Here is a 17,437-nt window from a genome sequence, read left to right as displayed (position 1 = left end):
CGCACGGGGGTTGTGGACCAGGTCACGCTGAGCGGATCCTCAGGCGGGTTTGTGGCAGGGTCGGGTTCGGGTAGGGAAAGCTCGACCGATGTTGTCCGCAACCTGGGTCCGGGGCCAGGTTCCACCACAGATCAGGGTCATGCGCAACCGGTACATCGACTTACTTCGGTTTCTGGCCATCCTTCGAGTCGTCGTCTACCACACCTTGGGGTGGGCGTTCCTGTCCGTCGTCTTTCCGGCCATGTCGGTGATGTTCGCGCTGGCCGGGTCGTTGATGGCGGCCTCACTCGACCGGTGCGGTCCGGAGCCGGTGCGGGCGGCCGGCACCGCGATGCAGCGCCGGCTCCGGCGGCTGTTGCCGTCGCTCTGGATGTTCGCCGCGTTGCTCGTGCCGGCCATGCTCCTCACCGGGCTCGCGGTGAACTGGCGGCTCGCGCTGTGGTTGGTCCCGGTGGCGGATCCGCCGTCGAACGGCTGGGGCGCGCTGGCCACCAGCACTATCTGGTACCTGCGTGACTACCTGTGGTTCGTGCTGGCCTCACCGGTGGCCCTCTGGCTGTTCCGCCGGTGGCCGGTGCCGACGCTGCTGGCGCCGTACGTGCTGCTCGTGGTGGTCGAGTTCGGGTACCCCAGCGCTCCGTCGGCCCTGCGGGCGTTCGGCCTCTACTTCGGAGCGTGGCTGCTCGGCTTCGCCCATCACGACGGGATGCTGCACCGGATGTCGCGCCGGGTGCTGGTGCCGGTCGCCCTGGCGCTGGCCGCTGGCGGTCTCGGCTGGATCTACACACATCCCGGCCCGCGGGGATTCGATCTCAACGACATCCCGCTCGGCAACGGGCTCTGGTCGGCCGGCTTCATCCTGCTGACGCTCGGGCTCGCGCCGACCAGCGCCGCGTGGGTGGACCGGTCCGCCTGGTTCGGGCGCGTCGTCACCGTGGTGAACCGCCGGGCGCTCACCGTCTATCTGTGGCACATGCCGATCGTGATCGGGCTCGCCATGGTGGCCGTCCGGCTCGGTTGGGACCTGAACACCTGGCCGGGAGCCATCCGGCAACTGTCCCTCGTGGTTGCCCTGGTCATCCTGGCCGTGCTCCTGTTCGGTTGGGTGGAGGACCTGGCGGCGCAGCGCCGGCCGGCCCTGCTGCCCGGCGGTGGGACCGCTCGGGCGCGGTCGCCGGTCGTGCGCTCCGGTGGCGAGACAGTGCCGGGTCCGAGAACCGTCGGTGTTCCGCGACCCCGCGCCGTCGCCGAGGATTCCCCCGACTTGTCAGCCCTGCTGCGCGACGGCCGCGACTCGCCCCTGGCCAGCGCTCGGGTGTCGCGGCGCTGAGCGGATCAGCCCTGCCCGGAGCTCTTGATGGTGACGTCACCGCTGCCCGTTCGGACGTCCAGGCGGAGGCTTGCCGTGGGGTCGTCGGCAACCTGAACGGTGCGTGACCCGGAGCCGGTCGACACCGCTACCTGGTACCGGCCGGTCGCGACAGCGAGTTCCACGGAGCCGGAGTCCGCGTTGGCTGTCACCGAACTGGCCGTGTCGAGGTCCAGGTTGATGTCTCCGGACCCGGTTTCCGCGTGGACGGCGCCGGCGCCGAGGCCGCGACCGCTGATGTCGCCCGAGCCGGCGGTCAGTCGTACCTCGCCCTCGCCTCCGGTGACGGTGATGCTGCCGGAGCCGACCTCGCCACGGACGGGTCCCGCGACATCGGTGATGGTGAGGTCGCCAGAGCCCAGCTTGACGTCCACCTCTCGCATCCGGCTCAGTTCCATGTCTCCGGAGCCGTTCTCGCCCCGCACCGGCACGCCAGTGGGAAGCGTGACGTCGTACGACACGACGCACCGTCGGCCGCAGTCGGTGTCCAGCACCAGGGTCGGGCCGTCGACGCGGTAGGTGGTGCCGGGCGGCGCCTCGCCGTGGTACCGGACCACTCGCTTGATCGCCACCTCGGTGACCTGGCCGGTGCGGATAACCACGTCACCGGCACCGGGTTCGATGACAACGGTGTCCACCCTGCTCTGTTCCGTCCGGCTGAACTCGAGGCGCTTCTCCGACAACTGGGCGCAGCCGGCCAGGGCGATCAGGGCGAGCGCTGCCGAGCCGGCGGTCGCCAACCGTGGTGTGCTCATGTCGGGTGACGTTACGGGCCGGTGCGCCCGGGGGGCATCCGGGTTATCCAGGGCTCATCCCCGAACGGGACCCTGACGACGGACCCCGAGGAGCGGTGAGGGGACAATGAGAGCGTGCCCGGATACCGCCGCCAGCTCTACCGCGACGACGCGGTGGTGCTGCGCGTGCAGAAGCTCGGGGAATCCGACCGGATCATCACCCTGCTGACCCGCCGGCACGGCCGACTGCGGGCCGTCGCCCGCGGGGTACGCCGGACCATGTCGAAGTTCGGCGCCCGGCTGGAGCCGTTCGGACATGTGGATCTCCAACTGGCCGGTGATCCGGAGGGCAACATCGGCAGCTCGTTGCACACCGTGAGCCAGGTAGAGGGCATCGACCTGTATGGCAAGCGGTTCCTGGACGACTATCCGCGGTACACCGCGGCCAGCGCGATCGCCGAGACCGCGGAACGACTGACCCCGGTGGAGCGGGAGCCGGCGTTGCGGTTGTTCCTGCTCACCCTCGGTGCGCTGCGGTCGCTGGCCGAGGGCGGTCACGCCAGCACGCTGGTCCTCGACGCGTACCTGTTGCGCGGGATGGCGCTGGCCGGCTGGTCGCCGGCCCTGGTGGCCTGCGCGGTGTGCGGTACGCCGGGTCGGCACGGCGCGTTCTCCGTCCCGGCCGGTGGCTCGGTGTGTCCGGACTGCCGGCCGCCCGGTGCGGCCCATCCGGCCCCCGCCACCATCGACCTGATGTCCGCGCTCACCTCCGGCGACTGGCGGGTGGCGGACGCCGCCGAGGCCGGGGTACGCCGGGAGTGCAGCGGTCTGGTAGCGGCGCACCTGCAGTGGCACCTGGAGCGCGGGTTACGCTCGCTGCCGCTGGTGGACCGGGGTGGCCCCACCGGTGACCCGGGACGCGGCCGGTCGGGGGCCGATCCTGGACGGGGTGATCCGGGACGTGCGGGCGGACCGACGACGAAGGGGACGACAGGGTGATCCGATCGAGGACGCGGCGTCAGCCGGCACAGCCGACCCCCCACCCGTCCGGTGCCCGCCCGCCGGCACTGCCGACCGAGGCGCTGCCCCGGCACGTCGCCATCGTGATGGACGGCAACGGCCGGTGGGCCAAGGACCGCGGACTGCCCCGCACCAAGGGGCACGAGCAGGGTGAGTTCTCCCTCTTCGACACCATCGAGGGAGCCATCGAGCTGGGCATCCCGTACCTGTCGGCGTACGCCTTCTCCACCGAGAACTGGCGGCGTTCGCCGGACGAGGTGCGGTTCCTGATGGGCTTCAACCGGGACGTCATCCGGCGCCGTCGTGACCAGCTCGTGGACCTCGGCGTGCGGGTGGTCTGGTCTGGTCGGGCCGGCCGGCTGTGGAAGAGCGTGATCTCCGAGTTGCAGACGGCCGAGGAGATGTCCCGGCGGAACTCGACGCTCACCCTCCAGTTCTGCGTCAACTACGGGGGACAGGCGGAGATCGCCGACGCCGCCGCGGCGATCGCTCGGGACGCGGCGGCCGGCAAGATCCATCCTGACAAGATCAACGAAAAGACCATCGCCCGCTACCTCTACCACCCCGAGGTCCCCGAGGTCGATCTCTTCCTTCGACCCTCCGGGGAGCAGCGGCTCTCCAACTTCCTGCTCTGGCAGTCCGCGTACGCCGAACTGGTCGTCCTGGACACGCTCTGGCCGGACTTCGACCGGCGGCACCTCTGGTACGCCTGCGAGCTGTACGCCCAACGGGACCGGCGGTTCGGCGGTGCGCTGCCGAACCCCGTTGCGCCGGTCTGATTGATCCCGCGAAAAAGTCGGTGCGGTCGGCCGGCCGGCCGGCTAACATGATCCGCATGCGGTACTGATGCCCTCTTCTCCTGTCCGGTCCGCCTGGCCCGGGTCTCTCGACCCGACGCACCACCACGCGGACCGATGACCCGGGCGTCCACATGTCTCGCTTTCGTTCGTCGACAGACGTCCGGGTGGTCCCTCTTCAGCCTGCCGCGACCCGGTCGCGGGCGCGGCCCACCCGCGAGGAGACGCAGATGCCTGCCGACAAGACTTCCCGTTCCGACGGCCCCGCCGTGCACCTTGACCGCGAGAAGATCGAACTACCCGATGTCGATCTGCCGGCGTTCGCCACACCGTCGCTGGAGCCACCGACCGACCGGGCCCCGGCCCTGGCGCCCCGGAACGGTCCGGGAGTGCGGGGTGGCCGCGGCGGTGGGGTCGGTCGCGGCCGGCCTGCCGCGCCCGGACGGCGGTACGCCTTCCGGCGTAGCTGATCGGACCGTCACCAACGGTCGGAAGTCCGCGTCTGGTCGGTATCCGGTCGGACGCGGACTTTCCGGGGCGGTCTCCCGGACCGGCCGGTGATCGCCGCGGCGTCCCTAGGATCGGGGGAGGACCGGACGCCACACGGGGGTGGGCATGCGGGAACTCCGCGACAAGATGGTGGTGGCGCTGGGCGCCGCCGATCTCAACGACCCGCAGCGCCGCCGGGCGGCGGAGATCTGTGCCGAAATCGCCGAGCGGCACTGTAACGACCTGTGGCACGTGGCCCAGTCACCGGCCGGCGAGATCGCCGAGTTGGCCGGCGGCGAGCCGAGCCTGTCCTGGAGCCCGCGGGCGAGTTGAGCCATGCCGCAACCGACCGGTGGCCCGCATCCGGCGGCACGGTGTCGCAGCGGAGCGCCAGCCGGATACGCGAGGTTCAGCCGAGCAGCGGCCGGAACGTGCCCAGCAGCACGCTGACCACGAGTGCTCCGCCCGCCAGCAGCACCGCCCCCACGACGAGCAACCCGTCAGCGAAACCGAAGTGCTGCCTCCGGGCGTTGCTGCGCGGCGTGCCGGCGTCGAAGCCGCGGGCGTCCATCGCGGTGGCCAACCGGGTACCCCGCCGGATAGCGCCGACCAGCAGCCCGAAGGCGGTGGAGCCGAACACCCTTACCGCCGCCAGCGGGTTGCGACCGGAGTCCACCCCCCGCGCGCGGCGGGCCATGCTGATCATCTGCCACTCCTGGCCGAGCAACGGCACCAGCCGGAATGCCGCGAGGGTGCCGATCGCGAATCGCGGCGGTGCCTTGGCGTTCTGGATCAACGCATCGGCGAGGTCGGTCGGATCGGTGCTCGCGAAGACCAGCACGCCCGGCAGGGCCACGGCGATCAGCCGCAGCGAGAGCGCCAGCGCCGTGGACAGCACGCCGGTCGTCACCGCCACCGGCCCCCAGTCCAACAGCATCGTTCCGGACCGTTCGGCGGCGAACAACACAAGCGTTACGGCGATACCGAGCGCGCTGACCAGCAACGGCCAGGCGCGCCGGACCAACTCGGCGTACCGCACCCCGAACAGCGGCAGGACGGCGAGTTCGATCACGATGGCGATGGCCGGGGTGATTGGGTCGAGGGTGGCGAGCAGCGCGACGGTGAAGAGCAGCGCGGCGGCCAGCTTGGCCACTGGGTTGCGGCGGGCCAGCGGCGCGGTGGACGCGGTGGTCCCGATCGTCGGCATCGTCATCGGCGGGCCTCCACGGCGCGGCTCGCACCGCCGCCGTTGACCGCACCGTCGCCCCGGTCCGGCCCGCCACCGTCGCCCCGGCATGGTCCGCCGCCGTCGCCTGGGCCCGGCCCATCGCCAGGGCCGGCCGGGGGCGTTTCCGATCCGCCGAGGTCGAACCTCCGGTCGGCCAGCGCGGTGACGAAGTCGACGTCGTGGGTCACGGTGACGATGCCGTGGCCGGCGTCGCGCAGGCCGGCGAACAGGTCGACCAACTCGGCCCAGGTCCGCCGGTCCTGGCCGAACGTGGGTTCGTCGCAGATCAGCAGCCGGGGCGCGGTGGCCAGGGCCGTCGCCACACTCAGCCGCCGCGCCTCGCCGCCCGACAGGGTGTACGGGTTGGCGCCGGCCAACCGGTCCAGCCGCAGCCGGGTGAGCAGGTCATCCACCGTGGCGCGGACCGCGGCCTCGGGCTGCCCGGCCCGACGCGGCCCGAGGGCCAGCTCGTCGTCGACCCGGCCGGTGACGAACTGGTGCTCGGGATCCTGGAAGACGGAGCCGATCCGCCGGGTGAGCGCCGGGGCTCGCCACCGGTGCGGTGCGGTTTGTGAGTCCCGACCGGCCAGCTCCGCGCTGGCGGTCACCCGACCGGTGCCCGGGGCGAGGAGGCCGCCGAGCAGCAGCGCCAGCGTGGACTTGCCGGAGCCGTTCGGTCCCGCGACGGCGAGCGCCTCGCCCGCGCGTACCGTCAGATCTGTCGGCGTCAGCCGGGGCGAGAGGCCAAGCCGGTCGGCGGTGAGCAACACCTCGCCGGTGCCCGCGCGAGCCCGGCGGACCGGCAGCGGGCGGCCCGGCACCCAGACCCCGTCGGCCGCGAGTTCGTCGCCGTACCGGTCGAAGACCTTCGCCGGCGGCCCGTCGGCCCGGATGCCGCCCCCGGCGGCCAGCACGACCACCCGGTCCACGAGTGGCAGCGCCTCGGCGACCCGGTGTTCCACGAGGATCAGCGTGGTCGTCGGGTCGAGCGCCGCCGCCACCGCGTCCCGGACCAACGCTCCGCCGGCCGGGTCGAGGTTGGCGGTCGGCTCGTCGAGCAGTAGCAGTCCCGGTCGCATGGCCAACGCACCGGCCAGGGCGAGTCGCTGCTGTTCCCCGCCGGAGAGCGCCGACGTGGGTCGCCATCGGTCATACCGGAAGCCGACCCGGCGCAGCGTCCGGTCCACGCGGGGCCAGATCTCGCCGGCCGGTACGCCCCGGTTCTCCAGCCCGAACGCCACATCGTCGCCGGCCCGGGCCATCACCAGTTGGGTTTCCGGGTCCTGGAACACGATGCCGACCCGGTCCCGCCGGGTGTTCGCCCGGCGGCCGTCGATCAGGACCTCGCCCTCGTGCTCGCCCGAGTCGTCGGCGAGCAGGCCGGCCAGCGCGGCGAGCAGGGTGCTCTTGCCGGCGCCGGACGGGCCGAGCAGCAGCACCCGCTCGCCGGCCTCGACGCGCAGGTCGACGTCGCGGATCGCCCAGGCCCTCCGGCCGGCGTGCCGCCAGCCGAAGCCGCGCAGTTCGACCAGGCTCATCGAGTCGGGTGGGTTCGTCGGGTCGGCGGGCTGGTCAGACCGCGGCCCGCTCCCGGCCGGCCGGGAAGCGGTCCAGCGCCCCGGTGTTGGCCAGCGCCCGGGTCAGGGCGTACCCGCCGAACCCGGCGATGACCACGGAGCTGGCCACGGTGATCGCGATGAACGGCAGCCGGATGGCGAGCCAGGAGAACTCCTTGTACCAGACGATGGCGTCGTATACGCCGGCCGCCAGCCCGGCCATCGCGGCGGCGAGTAGCCCCACCGGCAGCCGGTACACCCGGTAGCCGAAGATCGCGAAAACGAGTTCGGCGGCGGCCGCCTCCAGCGGTCCCTGGAGCACCAGGGTCCAGCCCCAGGACGAGCCGAGCGCGACCGACACCAGGGCGGCGACGGTGAGGGTGAAGAACGCCGCGCCCGGCTTGCGGATGACCAGGGCGCCGACCACCGCCGGAACCAGCCACATTCCGTAGAGGACCGCCCGGAAGGGCAGCGGGATGGCGTCCGCCGGTCCGTTCCAGAGCAGGCCCCAGGCCCAGAAGACGACGCCGAAACCGACGCCGAGCACGGCCGCGACGACGATGTCGACGGTACGCCACCTGTTGTTCATGATCTTGCCTCCCAGTTCATCGACGAACCAGGAGAAGACGCACGCCGCGTCCGGTTGGCCCGGATCACGGCGCGGCTGGAGATCGACCGAACTCCCTGCGCTGGCATTACCCAGATCAGGTTCGAGGGTCTGCGGACTCCCGCCCGCACTCTCAGCGCTGCGCGCTCCCCTGTCGGATATGAAGTTTTCTCCGCCGACGCTAGCACCGTCGCCGATAGCCTGGCCAGCGGTGTGCTCCCGGACACCACGTGGTCCGGCGCCGGAGCACCGCGCCGAGCGGCGCTCGGTAGGCTGCCGCGATGCGGCCCGATTCCCCACCCGACATCCGGCTCGACGTGCGCGGGCTCACCTTCGACGTGTACGCGGGCGGCCCGGCCGATGGCGAACCGGTGCTCCTGCTGCACGGGTTCCCGCAGCACAGCGGCGAATGGTCGGCGGTGCTGCCGGCGTTGCACGCGGCCGGGCTGCGCAGTTACGCGCTGGACCAGCGGGGCTACTCGCCCGGCGCCCGGCCCCTCGCCGTCGAGGACTATCGGATGGCCGAGTGCGTGGCGGACGCGGCCGCGGTGCTCGACGCCCTCGGTGTGCCGGCGGCGCACGTCGTGGGGCACGACTGGGGGGCCATGGTGGCCTGGCAGCTCGCCGCACGGCAGCCGGACCGCGTGCGTACGCTCACCGCCGTCTCGGTCCCGCATCCGGCCGCCTTCGCGCACGCGATCAACACCGACCCGGGGCAGAAGGCGCGCTCCGCGTACATCTCGCTGTTCCGCAGGCCCGGCAAGGCCGAGTCGGTGTTGCTGGCGCTGAACGCGGCGGCACTGCGCCGGATGCTCGCCGGGGTCGGCCGGGACCGGGTGGACGACTACGCGGAACCGATGCGCGACCGCGAAACGCTTACCGCCGCGCTCAACTGGTACCGGGCGATGTCGCGCCGGGACCTCGCCGGATGCGGTCCGGTGGGGGTGCCGACCAGCTACGTGTGGAGCGACGGAGACGTGGCGATCGGCCGCACCGCCGCCACGGCGTGCGCCGCCCAGGTCGCCGGGGACTACCGGTTCGTGGCCTTGCGCGGCGTCTCGCACTGGATCCCGGACGAGGCACCGGCGGCGCTCGCCGAGGTCATCCTCGACCGGGTCGGTGGCCGGTGACGGGCGACCGGCCGGCACCCGTCGGCATGCCGCACACCCGCTCGTCACTCGCCGTCGACCTTCGCGACCTGGGCGTACGACCAGGTGGGACGCTGCTCGTGCACGCTACCCTGCGGTCGGTGGGGCGGGTGCTCGGTGACAGCCGAGCGGTGGTCGAGGCGCTGCTGGACGTGCTGGGGCCGGACGGCACCCTGGTGGTGCCGACGCACACCCCGCACAACACCGATCCGGCGTCGTGGATCAACCCGCCGGTCTTCGAGCGACACTGGCCGGCCATCCGCGAGCAGATGCCGCCCTTCGACCCGGTGATCAGCCCGAGCCGGTGGATGGGTGCCCTGGCCGAGCAGGTCCGGACCTGGCCAGGAGCGATGCGCAGCAACCACCCACAGGTGTCGTTCGCCGCCCTCGGCCCGGCCGCCGAGGCGATCGTGGGTGGTCACGCCCGCACCGCCATGCTCGGCGAGACGTCACCGCTGGCCCGGCTCTACGAGCGGGACGCGGACGTGCTCCTGCTCGGCGCCGGTCACGGCTCGAACACCTCGTTGCACCTCGCCGAATACCGGCAGCCGGCGCCGCCGACCGAGCGGGTCGGGTCGGCGGTCCGCGCTGCCGGTGGTGGCCAGGAGTTCGTGTGGTGGACCGACGTGGTGCTGGACGAGAGCGACTTCGAGCGGCTCGGGGCGGAGTTCGACGGCACCGGCGCCGTCCGGACGGGACGGGTCGGTAACGCGGCGTGCCGGCTGATGCGTCAGCGGGCGGCGGTCGACTTCGCGGTCGACTGGATCACCCGTAACCGGTGACCTGGGATGGTGTCACAGATTGTTGGAGTACCGGAGTAAGGGGAGGGACCGATGACCCTGGACGCCGACGGCTACCTGGCGGCCGTATCCGAGGCGGTCGAGCGGGTGGGGACCGGTCAGCGGGAGGCGGTCCGGCGGGCCGCTGACCTGGTGTACGCGTGTGTGCGGGCGGACGGCGTCGTGCACGCCTTCGGCACCGGTCACTCGGAGGCGCTGTCCATGGAGATCGCGGGGCGGGCCGGCGGGCTGGTGCCGACCAACCGGATCGCCATGCGCGACCTGGTGCTGTACGGCGGTGAGCCGGCGAGTGTATTGGGCGCCACGCTGGAGCGCGATCACACGGTGGCGCGCCGGCTGCTCGACCTGGCGCCCGTCCGCGAGCCGGACCTGTTCGTGATCGCCTCCAACTCGGGGGTCAACGGGACCATTGTGGAGTTCGCGACGCTTGTCAAGGATCGGGGGCACCCGTTGATCGCGTTCACCTCGCTGGCCCATTCGATGGCGGTCCCGCCCCGCCATCCCTCCGGGCGCCGGCTCCTCGACATCGCGGACGTGGTGCTGGACAACGGTGCGCCGTACGGTGACGCCGCGCTGCCACTGCCCGATGGCGGGGCGGTGGGGGCGCTGTCGTCGATCACCGCGGCGCTGCTCGCGCAGCAGGTCGTGGTCGAGGTCGTGGGCCGGATGGTGGCCGCCGGGGAGACGCCACCCGTGTACCTGTCGGCGAACATCCCGGCGGGAGACGAGCACAACCGGGTCCTGGAGCAGCGGTACGCCGGGCGGATCCGGCGCGGCGCCTGACGCTCGTCCACCGCCCGGCGCCGCGGCGGCGTGGTGTCTGACTCCCGTCCGTCCCGCTTACCTACGGATCGAGCGCGGTCAAGGCACGCGTTTGCCGAAGTCCATGATCGGGAATTCCTCGACGCGTCACGAATGCTCCTCGGGTTCGTGGCGCGTCGACGTATGAGCCGGAGGTGGCGGTGGACAAGGAGACCGAGCGGGAGCGCTGGCAGCGCAATTTCGCTGACCTGCTGCAGGAACTGCGGGTGGCGCAGACCGGGGTGCAGATTCTGTTCGCCTTCCTGCTGACCCTGCCGTTCAGCGCCGAGTTCCCCAAGACGACGGACCTGCAGAAGGACACCTATGTCGTCGCGTTGCTGGCCGCCGCGGCGGCCACGGCACTGATCATCTCTCCGGTGGCGTTCCACCGGGCGCTGTTCCGCCAGGGACGCAAGCCGGAACTGGTGGTGTACGCCCACCGGATGGCCACCGGTGGCCTGGTCTTCATGCTGATCTCGATGGTCAGCGCCATCTTCCTGATCACCGACTTCGTCCTCACCCGGCCCATCGCGATCGTGCTGTCCGTGCTGGCCGGACTCTGGTTCCTCACGTTCTGGATCCTGCTGCCGGCATTCCGTCGCAGCTGGGCGGACGACGACGTGGACGACGAGTACCCCGACGACGCCGACGAGCAGGGCGACCAGGCGCGCAGGCGGGCCAACCGGTCCTGAGCCGGGTGTTCGACCGGTCGCACCCTACCCACTGGTAGGACCGAGGAGTAACGTCGGTCACAGGCGCGAGCGGCAGCCGTAACGGCCAAAGGGGGCGACCATGACGACGACGCGGGACCGAGGACCAGAGGCCGGCGAGCCGAGCGGTGCGGGTCCGGTAGCGGCTGGCACGGCGCGACCCGCGGTGGCCGACTCCAGCACGGCCGGACCGTTGACCGCCGAGGCCGGCCCCGTCACCGAGCGGGAGGCCCGGCAGGTCGCCGAGGCGGCCCGCGAGTCCGAGTGGGGCAAGCCCAGCTTCGGCAAGGAACTCTTCCTCGGCCGGTTCCGGCTCGACCTGATCGATCCGTGGCCGGCGGAGGCGTCAACCCGGTCAGCGGCAGCCGAGCAGTTCTTCACCAAGCTCGACGCCTACCTGCGCAGCGAGGTGGACGGGGCGCAGATCGAACGGGACGCCCGCATCCCGGACGAGGTCTTCCGCGGCCTCGCCCGGCTGGGCGCCTTCGGCATGAAGATCGACGAGAGGTACGGCGGCCTCGGTCTGTCCAATCTCGACTACTGCCGGGCGTTGATGCTTGTCGGCTCGGTGAGCCCGGCGATCTCCGCGCTGCTGTCGGCGCATCAGTCGATCGGCGTACCGCAGCCGCTGAAGGTCTTCGGCACCGACGAGCAGAAGCAGCGCTACCTGCCCCGGTTGGCCGCCGGGGAGGTGTCGGCGTTCCTGCTCACCGAGCCGGACGTGGGCTCCGATCCGGCGCGGCTCGCCACCGTGGCCGAGCCGACCGAGGACGGCACCGGCTACCGGCTCAACGGCGTCAAGCTCTGGGCCACCAACGGCACGGTGGCGACGCTGCTGGTGGTGATGGCGCGGGTGCCGGCCGGCGAGGGCCGGCGGGGCGGCATCACGGCCTTCGTGGTCGAGGGCGACTCGCCGGGGATCACTGTGGAGCGGCGCAACGCGTTCCTGGGGCTGCGTGGGCTGGAGAACAGCCTCACCCGGTTCCACGACGTGATCGTGCCCAGGGAGAACGTGATCGGTGGCGAGGGCAAGGGCCTCAAGATCGCGCTGACGACGCTCAACACCGGCCGGTTGTCGCTGCCGGCCATGTGTGTCGGCGCCAGCAAGTGGTCACTGAACGTGGCCCGGGAGTGGGCCGCCGAGCGGGTGCAGTGGGGACGTGCGGTGGGCCAGCACGAGGCGGTCGCCACCAAGCTCGCGTTCATGGCCGGCACCACGTACGGCATGGAAACCATGTTGCAACTCTGCTGCCTGCTCGCCGACGACGACCGCAACGACATCCGGATCGAGGCCGCGCTGGTCAAGTTGTACGCCAGCGAGATGGCCTGGAAGATCGTCGACGAGCTGATCCAGATCCGGGGCGGCCGGGGGTACGAGACCGCCGAGTCGCTGGCGGCCCGCGGTGAGCGGCCGGTCGAGGTCGAGCAGATCCTGCGGGACCTGCGTATCAACCGCATCTTCGAGGGCTCGACCGAGATCATGCACCTGCTGATCGCCCGGGAGGCGGTCGACGCACACCTGTCCGTCGCGGGCGACATCATCGACCCCGAGGCCGACCTGCGCCGCAAGGCGAAGGCGGGCGCGCGGGCCGGCGCCTTCTACGCCCGATGGCTGCCCACGTTGGCGCTCGGCCGGGGACAGTCGCCGTCGGCGTACGCCGAGTTCGGGCCGCTCGCCGCGCACCTGCGGTACGTCGAGCGGTCGTCCCGCAAGCTGGCCCGATCCACGTTCTACGCGATGTCCCGTTGGCAGGGCAAGATGGAGCGCAAGCAGGCGTTCCTCGGGCGGATCGTGGACATCGGCGCCGAGTTGTTCGCCGTATCGGCGGTGTGTGTGCGCGCCCACGCCGAGCGGGACACCCGGCCCGAGGGCCTCGAACTGGCCGACCTGTTCGCCCGGCAGGCCCGGCTGCGCGCGGACGCGCTCTTCACGGCGCTGTGGGACAACACCGACCCGGTCGACAACACCGCCGCGAAGCGGCTGATGGCCGGCCGGTACGCGTTCCTCGAGGAGGGCGTGCTGACTCCCGCGGCCGACCAGCCGTGGGTGGCCGGCTGGCAGCCCGGTCCGTCCACCGTCGAGGACGTCCGCCGTCGCATCACGTGAGGGCCCTGCGCCGGGCTGCCGGACCGCCGGACCGCCGGACATGGTCGCCGGCATCGAGCAGCGACGGAGCAGGGTCTAACGGTGCGGACGCAGTCCAAGGCCGCGCAGTTCCAGGGTGGCGAGCGCGTCCACGATGGCCTCGTCGCCCCGGCGCCACGCCTCGACGACGTCCGGATCAACGCGGTTGAGCCGCCGCAGGGGTTGGTTGGCCAGTGCCCGCAGGGCCAGCAGGTCCCGGCCGGCCGGCGCGGAGCGTAGGGCCGCAGCCGCACTGGCCCGCCGGACCCATCGCACCCGCAGCGGCAGCCAACCGAGCAGCACCAGCCCCAGCGGGAAGACCAGCACCGCGACGGTGAGCGCGAAAGCCAACTGGCCGACGAGTTCCTGCTGGTCGCGGCCGGCCTCCGCGACCGCCTGAGCGGCTTCGGCGGCCTGCCGGAACGGCGCGGTCAGCTCGTCGCCGACGATCGGCACCCGGCCCACCTTGCCACCCGCCTCGGCGAGGTTGTCGGCCAGCCCGCCGCCCGCGCCCTCCAGCTTCTGGCCGGGTACGGCGAGCTTCTCGATCAGGTCGTGGAGCCACATCGCGAACCGGATGCTTGCGTACACCCAGGCCACGACGAGCAGGTCGGTGAGGAGCTGGCGGACGGCGATGGGGAAACGGTCGGCGTAAATCTTCACGCCCGACAGCGTGTCACGGCGGACCGCTCCCGGCTGTCCGCCGCCCAGTTACCACCCCACCCAGTCGATCATGAGGTTATCGCCCGCGGACGCGCCGTACCGGTCCACGGCAACTCATGATCAGCGGGGTGGGGAGCGCGACGGGATGGGGAGCGAGGGGGGAGCGCGAAGGGGTGGGGCGCGCGTGGGGGTGGGTCAGCGGGGTGGGGTGGGGGATTCGCCGGCGTGGCTGATGGCGTCGGCGACGATGTGCGCGATGTGCTCGTCGACGAGTGCGTAGGCGATTTCCCGACCGCGCCGGGACCCGTGGACCACCCCGGCGCCGCGCAACACCCGCAGATGTTGGGACACCAGCGGCTGCGGGGCGCCAAGTTTGTCGACCAACTCGTGTACGCAACGCTCGCCGGCCGCGAGTTCGGTCACGATCGCCACCCGGATCGGTGCCGCCAGGGCACGGAGGAGGTCTCCCGCCCCCTCGTACGCCTCGTACGCCGCCCTGCCCGACATGTTCTAAACGATAACCAGATTCGCTGCCGACTAGCGACCGAGCGCCACCTCGGGCGGTTCGACCGGGACGGCCGGGGTGGCCGGTGCGGTGGCCGAGCCGCGCCGGCGGGCGCCGCGGCGCAGTGCGGCGACGACGCCGAGGGTGAGGAACACCGCGATCGCCAGCACCACGATCGTCGCTCCGGGGGCGGTGTCGATGGTGCCGGCGAGCCAGACGCCGGTCCCGGCCGACAGCACACCGATCGTCATCGCACCCGCCAGGGTGGCGAGAAAACCTCTGGTGAGCTGCTGCGCGGCGGCGACCGGAACGACCATCAGCGCGCTGATCAGGAGTACGCCGACGGCCCGCATCGCGATGGTGACGGTTACCGCTGTGGTCACCGCGAGCAGCAGGTTGAGCGCCCGGACCGGCAGGCCGGAGACCCGGGCGTACTCCTCGTCGTGGCAGATCGCGAACAGCGCGGGCCGCAGGGTGAGCATGGCGGCGAGCACCAGGACGCCGATCACCCCGATGGTGATCACATCGGTGTTCGAGGTGGTGGTAAGCGATCCGAAGAGATAGGCGCTGAGGTTGGTGGTCCGGCCGGAGAGCCCGACCAGCACCACGCCACCGGCGATGCCGCCATAGAACAGCATCGCCAGCGCCGTGTCTCCGGATGTGCGGCCACGCTCCCGGATCAGCTCGACTGCGACCGCGCCGAGGATCGCCACGATCACCGCCACCAGCACCGGCGACTGGTTCAGCAGCAGCCCGGCACCGACGCCGGTGAGCGCGACGTGACCGATGCCGTCGCCGATCAGGGCCAACCGACGCTGCACCAGGTAGATGCCGAGCGCCGGAGCGGCCAGTCCGATGATCAACGCTCCTACCAGGGCGCGGATCATGAATTCGTACGCGAAGAGGTTCACGCGGACCACATCCCCACCGGTCCGACCGGTTCGTCCGCGCAGTGCGGGTGCACATGGTCGTGGTTGTCGTCAGCATGGTGGCCGATCGGCTCGGGCACCGGCCCGTCGTGGGCGATGCCTCCGTTGTGCAGCACCACGGCCCGGTCGATAAGCGGGCGCAGTGGCCCCAACTCGTGAGCCACCAGCAGCACCGTGCCCCCACCGCCGACGAACTCGCGCAGCGCCACGGCGAACGCCTCCTGGCTGGCCGCGTCGACGCCGGCGGTGGGTTCGTCGAGGACGAGCAGTTCCGGCCGGCCGGCCAGCGCGCGGGCGATCAGCACCCGCTGCTGCTGCCCCCCGGAGAGGGTGCCGACCGGGTCGCCGGCGCGATCGGCCAGCCCCACCGCCCGCAGGGCGTCGGTCACCGCGCTCCGGTCGGCCGCACCTGGCGGTCGGAGCACGCCGCGCCGGGCCAGCCGTCCGGCGGCGACCACCTCGGCGACGGTGGCCGGCACGCCGCTGCCGGCGCCGAGCCGCTGCGGGACGTACCCGATCCGGGCCCATTGCCGGAACCGTCGCAGCGGCACGCCGAACAACTCGATCGAGCCGCCGAGCAGGGGCACCAGGCCGAGGACGGCACGGATCAACGTGGACTTTCCGGTGCCGTTGGCGCCGAGGAGGGCGACCACCTCGCCCGGCGCCACGGCTACGGAGACGTCGCGGAGCACGGCACGATCGGGGTACCCGATCGTGCCGTGCTCGACGGCGATGACGGCCTGGGTCACGAGCAGCCCAGCGCGGTCCGCAGGGTGGTCAGATTGCTGCGCATCACCGAAAGGTAGTCCCCGGAGGCGTCCGGCCGCAGGCCCTCGATGGGGTCGAGTACCGCGGTCTCGGCGCCCACCTCCCGCGCGATGGTCTCGGCGACCTTCGGGCTGACCAGCGTCTCGAAGAAGATGGTGGTGGCACCATGCTCCCGGGCCTCGGTGGCGACCTCGGTGAGCCGCTGCGGCGACGGCTCGCTCTCGGGCGTCAACCCGCTGATGCCGATCTGCTCCAGCTTGTAGCGGTCGGTGAGGTAGCCGAACGCCTCGTGGCTGGTCACCAGTTCGCGTCGCTGGCAGGAGCGCAGCCCGGTCTGGTACTCGCCGTCCAGGGCCGCGAGTTCGGTCCGCAGCGCTCCGGCGCGCTCCTGGTACGTGCTGGCGTGCTCCGGATCCGCCGTGCCGAGCCGCTCGGCGAGCTTGTCCGCGATGGTCGCGAGCCGGGTGGGGTCGAGCCACACGTGCGGGTCCTTGGCGTCGCCCTCCCGCGCCGCGTTCTCGCCCTCGTGTCCGGCCTCGCCCTCGTGTCCGGCCTCGCCCTCGTGTCCGGCCTCGCCCTGGTGTCCGGCCTCGCCCTGGTGTCCGGCCTCGCCCTGGTGTCCGGCCTCGCCCTCGTGTTCGTGGTCGTGTCCGCCGGTGGCGGCCCGCAACGGCTGCACGGTCGCCACGTCGAAGGCGCGGTCCTCGGCGTTCTGCGCGATCGCCTCGTCGAGCGCGGGCTGGAAGCCGGACAGGTGGACGACCAGCTTCGCCTCGCTGACCTTGCCGACCTGGTCGGGGGTGAGTTCGAGGTCATGCGGCTCGGCACCGGGTCGTACCAGGTTGGTGACCCGGACGGCGTCGCCGCCGACCCGCTCCGCGACGAACTGCAACGGGTAGAAGGCGGCGACCACGGCCAGCCGGCCGTCCGCTGACGCGGAGCCGGAGCCGCAGGCGGCGACGCCGCCGAGGCCGAGCATGGCGGTGGTGGCGGCGGCGAGGGTACGAGCGAAGCGGAGGCGCATGCGTTCCACTCTCCGTGATGATGAGAATGATTGTCAAAAACGCATGGGTGCATGTCTCCCGCAGCCCCCACCCCTCGCCCCACCTCTCGCTCCGCCGCGTTGATCAAGAGGTTCGCGTCACGTCCTCGCGGAAATCTGACGCGAACCTCTTGATCAACGCGCGG

19 protein-coding genes and 1 riboswitch are annotated in these 17,437 nt (G+C 72.0%); of the genes, 10 read left to right on the top strand and 9 right to left on the bottom strand.

What is annotated here, in order from left to right:
- Window positions 1-139 precede the first annotated feature (139 nt).
- A complete protein-coding gene (locus tag ACFQUZ_RS03150; RefSeq protein WP_377437355.1) occupies window positions 140-1,330 on the top strand; it encodes an acyltransferase in 1,191 nt (396 codons plus the stop codon).
- Window positions 1,331-1,335: 5 nt separating this feature from the next.
- Here the strand turns inward: ACFQUZ_RS03150 and ACFQUZ_RS03145 are convergent, their stop codons facing one another.
- Window positions 1,336-2,124, bottom strand: a complete 789-nt coding sequence (locus tag ACFQUZ_RS03145; RefSeq protein WP_377437353.1) for a DUF4097 domain-containing protein — start codon at window positions 2,122-2,124, stop codon at window positions 1,336-1,338.
- A 114-nt stretch (window positions 2,125-2,238) separates the two neighbouring features.
- Between ACFQUZ_RS03145 and recO the strand changes: the two genes are divergently transcribed.
- The 4 genes from recO (at window position 2,239) to ACFQUZ_RS03125 (ending at window position 4,742) form a co-directional block, all read left to right on the top strand.
- Window positions 2,239-3,102 (top strand): DNA repair protein RecO, encoded by an 864-nt coding sequence (gene recO, locus ACFQUZ_RS03140; protein WP_377437351.1) that lies wholly within the window; start codon window positions 2,239-2,241, stop codon window positions 3,100-3,102.
- Window positions 3,099-3,902, top strand: a complete 804-nt coding sequence (locus ACFQUZ_RS03135; protein WP_377437349.1) for an isoprenyl transferase — start codon at window positions 3,099-3,101, stop codon at window positions 3,900-3,902. Before recO ends, ACFQUZ_RS03135 begins: the two co-directional genes overlap by 4 nt.
- 248 nt (window positions 3,903-4,150) lie before the next feature.
- Window positions 4,151-4,390, top strand: coding sequence for a hypothetical protein (locus ACFQUZ_RS03130; protein ID WP_377437348.1), 240 nt, complete (start codon window positions 4,151-4,153; stop codon window positions 4,388-4,390).
- Window positions 4,391-4,535: 145 nt separating this feature from the next.
- Window positions 4,536-4,742, top strand: coding sequence for a thioredoxin reductase (locus tag ACFQUZ_RS03125; protein WP_377437347.1), 207 nt, complete (start codon window positions 4,536-4,538; stop codon window positions 4,740-4,742).
- A gap of 76 nt (window positions 4,743-4,818) precedes the next feature.
- Here ACFQUZ_RS03125 and ACFQUZ_RS03120 read toward each other — a convergent pair whose 3' ends face one another.
- From ACFQUZ_RS03120 to ACFQUZ_RS03110, 3 genes are read right to left on the bottom strand one after another with little or no spacing between them, the layout of a single operon-like run.
- Window positions 4,819-5,616: an energy-coupling factor transporter transmembrane component T family protein gene (locus ACFQUZ_RS03120; protein ID WP_377437502.1), complete on the bottom strand. Its 798-nt coding sequence runs from the start codon at window positions 5,614-5,616 to the stop codon at window positions 4,819-4,821.
- Between the two features lie 2 nt (window positions 5,617-5,618).
- Window positions 5,619-7,175 carry an ABC transporter ATP-binding protein gene (locus tag ACFQUZ_RS03115; RefSeq protein WP_377437345.1) on the bottom strand — a complete coding sequence of 519 codons (1,557 nt, stop codon included), beginning with the start codon at window positions 7,173-7,175 and terminating at the stop codon, window positions 5,619-5,621.
- Window positions 7,176-7,209: 34 nt separating this feature from the next.
- A complete protein-coding gene (locus tag ACFQUZ_RS03110; RefSeq protein WP_377437343.1) occupies window positions 7,210-7,782 on the bottom strand; it encodes an ECF transporter S component in 573 nt (190 codons plus the stop codon).
- 74 nt (window positions 7,783-7,856) lie between these two features.
- A riboswitch (TPP riboswitch) is annotated at window positions 7,857-7,963 on the bottom strand.
- Between the two features lie 142 nt (window positions 7,964-8,105).
- Between ACFQUZ_RS03110 and ACFQUZ_RS03105 the strand changes: the two genes are divergently transcribed.
- The 5 genes from ACFQUZ_RS03105 to ACFQUZ_RS03085 all read left to right on the top strand — a co-directional run bounded on the left by ACFQUZ_RS03105 (window position 8,106) and on the right by ACFQUZ_RS03085 (window position 13,366).
- Complete coding sequence (locus ACFQUZ_RS03105; RefSeq protein ID WP_377437500.1) at window positions 8,106-8,930, top strand: alpha/beta fold hydrolase; 825 nt, start codon at window positions 8,106-8,108, stop codon at window positions 8,928-8,930.
- A complete protein-coding gene (locus ACFQUZ_RS03100) occupies window positions 8,927-9,730 on the top strand; it encodes an aminoglycoside N(3)-acetyltransferase (RefSeq protein ID WP_377437341.1) in 804 nt (267 codons plus the stop codon). Before ACFQUZ_RS03105 ends, ACFQUZ_RS03100 begins: the two co-directional genes overlap by 4 nt.
- 51 nt (window positions 9,731-9,781) lie before the next feature.
- A complete protein-coding gene (locus tag ACFQUZ_RS03095; protein WP_377437340.1) occupies window positions 9,782-10,531 on the top strand; it encodes a sugar isomerase domain-containing protein in 750 nt (249 codons plus the stop codon).
- 179 nt (window positions 10,532-10,710) lie between these two features.
- Window positions 10,711-11,241: a DUF6328 family protein gene (locus ACFQUZ_RS03090; RefSeq protein WP_377437339.1), complete on the top strand. Its 531-nt coding sequence runs from the start codon at window positions 10,711-10,713 to the stop codon at window positions 11,239-11,241.
- Between the two features lie 100 nt (window positions 11,242-11,341).
- Window positions 11,342-13,366: an acyl-CoA dehydrogenase family protein gene (locus ACFQUZ_RS03085; protein ID WP_377437338.1), complete on the top strand. Its 2,025-nt coding sequence runs from the start codon at window positions 11,342-11,344 to the stop codon at window positions 13,364-13,366.
- Between the two features lie 75 nt (window positions 13,367-13,441).
- Here ACFQUZ_RS03085 and ACFQUZ_RS03080 read toward each other — a convergent pair whose 3' ends face one another.
- The 5 genes from ACFQUZ_RS03080 to ACFQUZ_RS03060 form a co-directional block, all read right to left on the bottom strand.
- Window positions 13,442-14,047: a hypothetical protein gene (locus ACFQUZ_RS03080; protein ID WP_377437337.1), complete on the bottom strand. Its 606-nt coding sequence runs from the start codon at window positions 14,045-14,047 to the stop codon at window positions 13,442-13,444.
- Window positions 14,048-14,242: 195 nt separating this feature from the next.
- The gene (locus tag ACFQUZ_RS03075; RefSeq protein WP_377437336.1) at window positions 14,243-14,554 is read right to left on the bottom strand and encodes an ArsR/SmtB family transcription factor; all 312 of its coding nucleotides are present in this window, start codon (window positions 14,552-14,554) and stop codon (window positions 14,243-14,245) included.
- Window positions 14,555-14,584: 30 nt separating this feature from the next.
- Window positions 14,585-15,463 (bottom strand): metal ABC transporter permease, encoded by an 879-nt coding sequence (locus ACFQUZ_RS03070; RefSeq protein ID WP_377437334.1) that lies wholly within the window; start codon window positions 15,461-15,463, stop codon window positions 14,585-14,587.
- Entirely contained in the window at window positions 15,460-16,230 is a 771-nt protein-coding gene (locus tag ACFQUZ_RS03065) for a metal ABC transporter ATP-binding protein (RefSeq protein ID WP_377437332.1), read from the bottom strand. The genes ACFQUZ_RS03070 and ACFQUZ_RS03065 overlap by 4 nt, the downstream gene beginning before the upstream one ends.
- On the bottom strand, window positions 16,227-17,273 hold the full coding sequence (locus tag ACFQUZ_RS03060) for a metal ABC transporter solute-binding protein, Zn/Mn family (protein ID WP_377437330.1): 1,047 nt from the start codon (window positions 17,271-17,273) through the stop codon (window positions 16,227-16,229). The genes ACFQUZ_RS03065 and ACFQUZ_RS03060 overlap by 4 nt, the downstream gene beginning before the upstream one ends.
- Window positions 17,274-17,437 lie beyond the last annotated feature (164 nt).

Source organism: Plantactinospora sp. GCM10030261 (genome assembly GCF_042666615.1).
Lineage (GTDB): Bacteria > Actinomycetota > Actinomycetes > Mycobacteriales > Micromonosporaceae > KBS50.
Note: the sequence above shows the minus strand (reverse complement) of the source record. Positions and strands in the feature narration are given on the sequence as shown.

Excerpts from the sequence above, each read along its gene's own strand:
- ACFQUZ_RS03115 (WP_377437345.1), bottom strand. The coding sequence starts at position 7,175 with ATGAGCCTGGTCGAACTGCGCGGCTTCGGCTGGCGGCACGCCGGCCGG.
- ACFQUZ_RS03150 (WP_377437355.1), top strand. The coding sequence starts at position 140 with ATGCGCAACCGGTACATCGACTTACTTCGGTTTCTGGCCATCCTTCGA.
- ACFQUZ_RS03085 (WP_377437338.1), top strand. The coding sequence starts at position 11,342 with ATGACGACGACGCGGGACCGAGGACCAGAGGCCGGCGAGCCGAGCGGT.
- ACFQUZ_RS03125 (WP_377437347.1), top strand. The coding sequence starts at position 4,536 with ATGCGGGAACTCCGCGACAAGATGGTGGTGGCGCTGGGCGCCGCCGAT.
- ACFQUZ_RS03120 (WP_377437502.1), bottom strand. The coding sequence starts at position 5,616 with ATGCCGACGATCGGGACCACCGCGTCCACCGCGCCGCTGGCCCGCCGC.
- ACFQUZ_RS03060 (WP_377437330.1), bottom strand. The coding sequence starts at position 17,273 with ATGCGCCTCCGCTTCGCTCGTACCCTCGCCGCCGCCACCACCGCCATG.
- ACFQUZ_RS03145 (WP_377437353.1), bottom strand. The coding sequence starts at position 2,124 with ATGAGCACACCACGGTTGGCGACCGCCGGCTCGGCAGCGCTCGCCCTG.
- ACFQUZ_RS03110 (WP_377437343.1), bottom strand. The coding sequence starts at position 7,782 with ATGAACAACAGGTGGCGTACCGTCGACATCGTCGTCGCGGCCGTGCTC.
- ACFQUZ_RS03130 (WP_377437348.1), top strand. The coding sequence starts at position 4,151 with ATGCCTGCCGACAAGACTTCCCGTTCCGACGGCCCCGCCGTGCACCTT.
- ACFQUZ_RS03075 (WP_377437336.1), bottom strand. The coding sequence starts at position 14,554 with ATGTCGGGCAGGGCGGCGTACGAGGCGTACGAGGGGGCGGGAGACCTC.
- ACFQUZ_RS03095 (WP_377437340.1), top strand. The coding sequence starts at position 9,782 with ATGACCCTGGACGCCGACGGCTACCTGGCGGCCGTATCCGAGGCGGTC.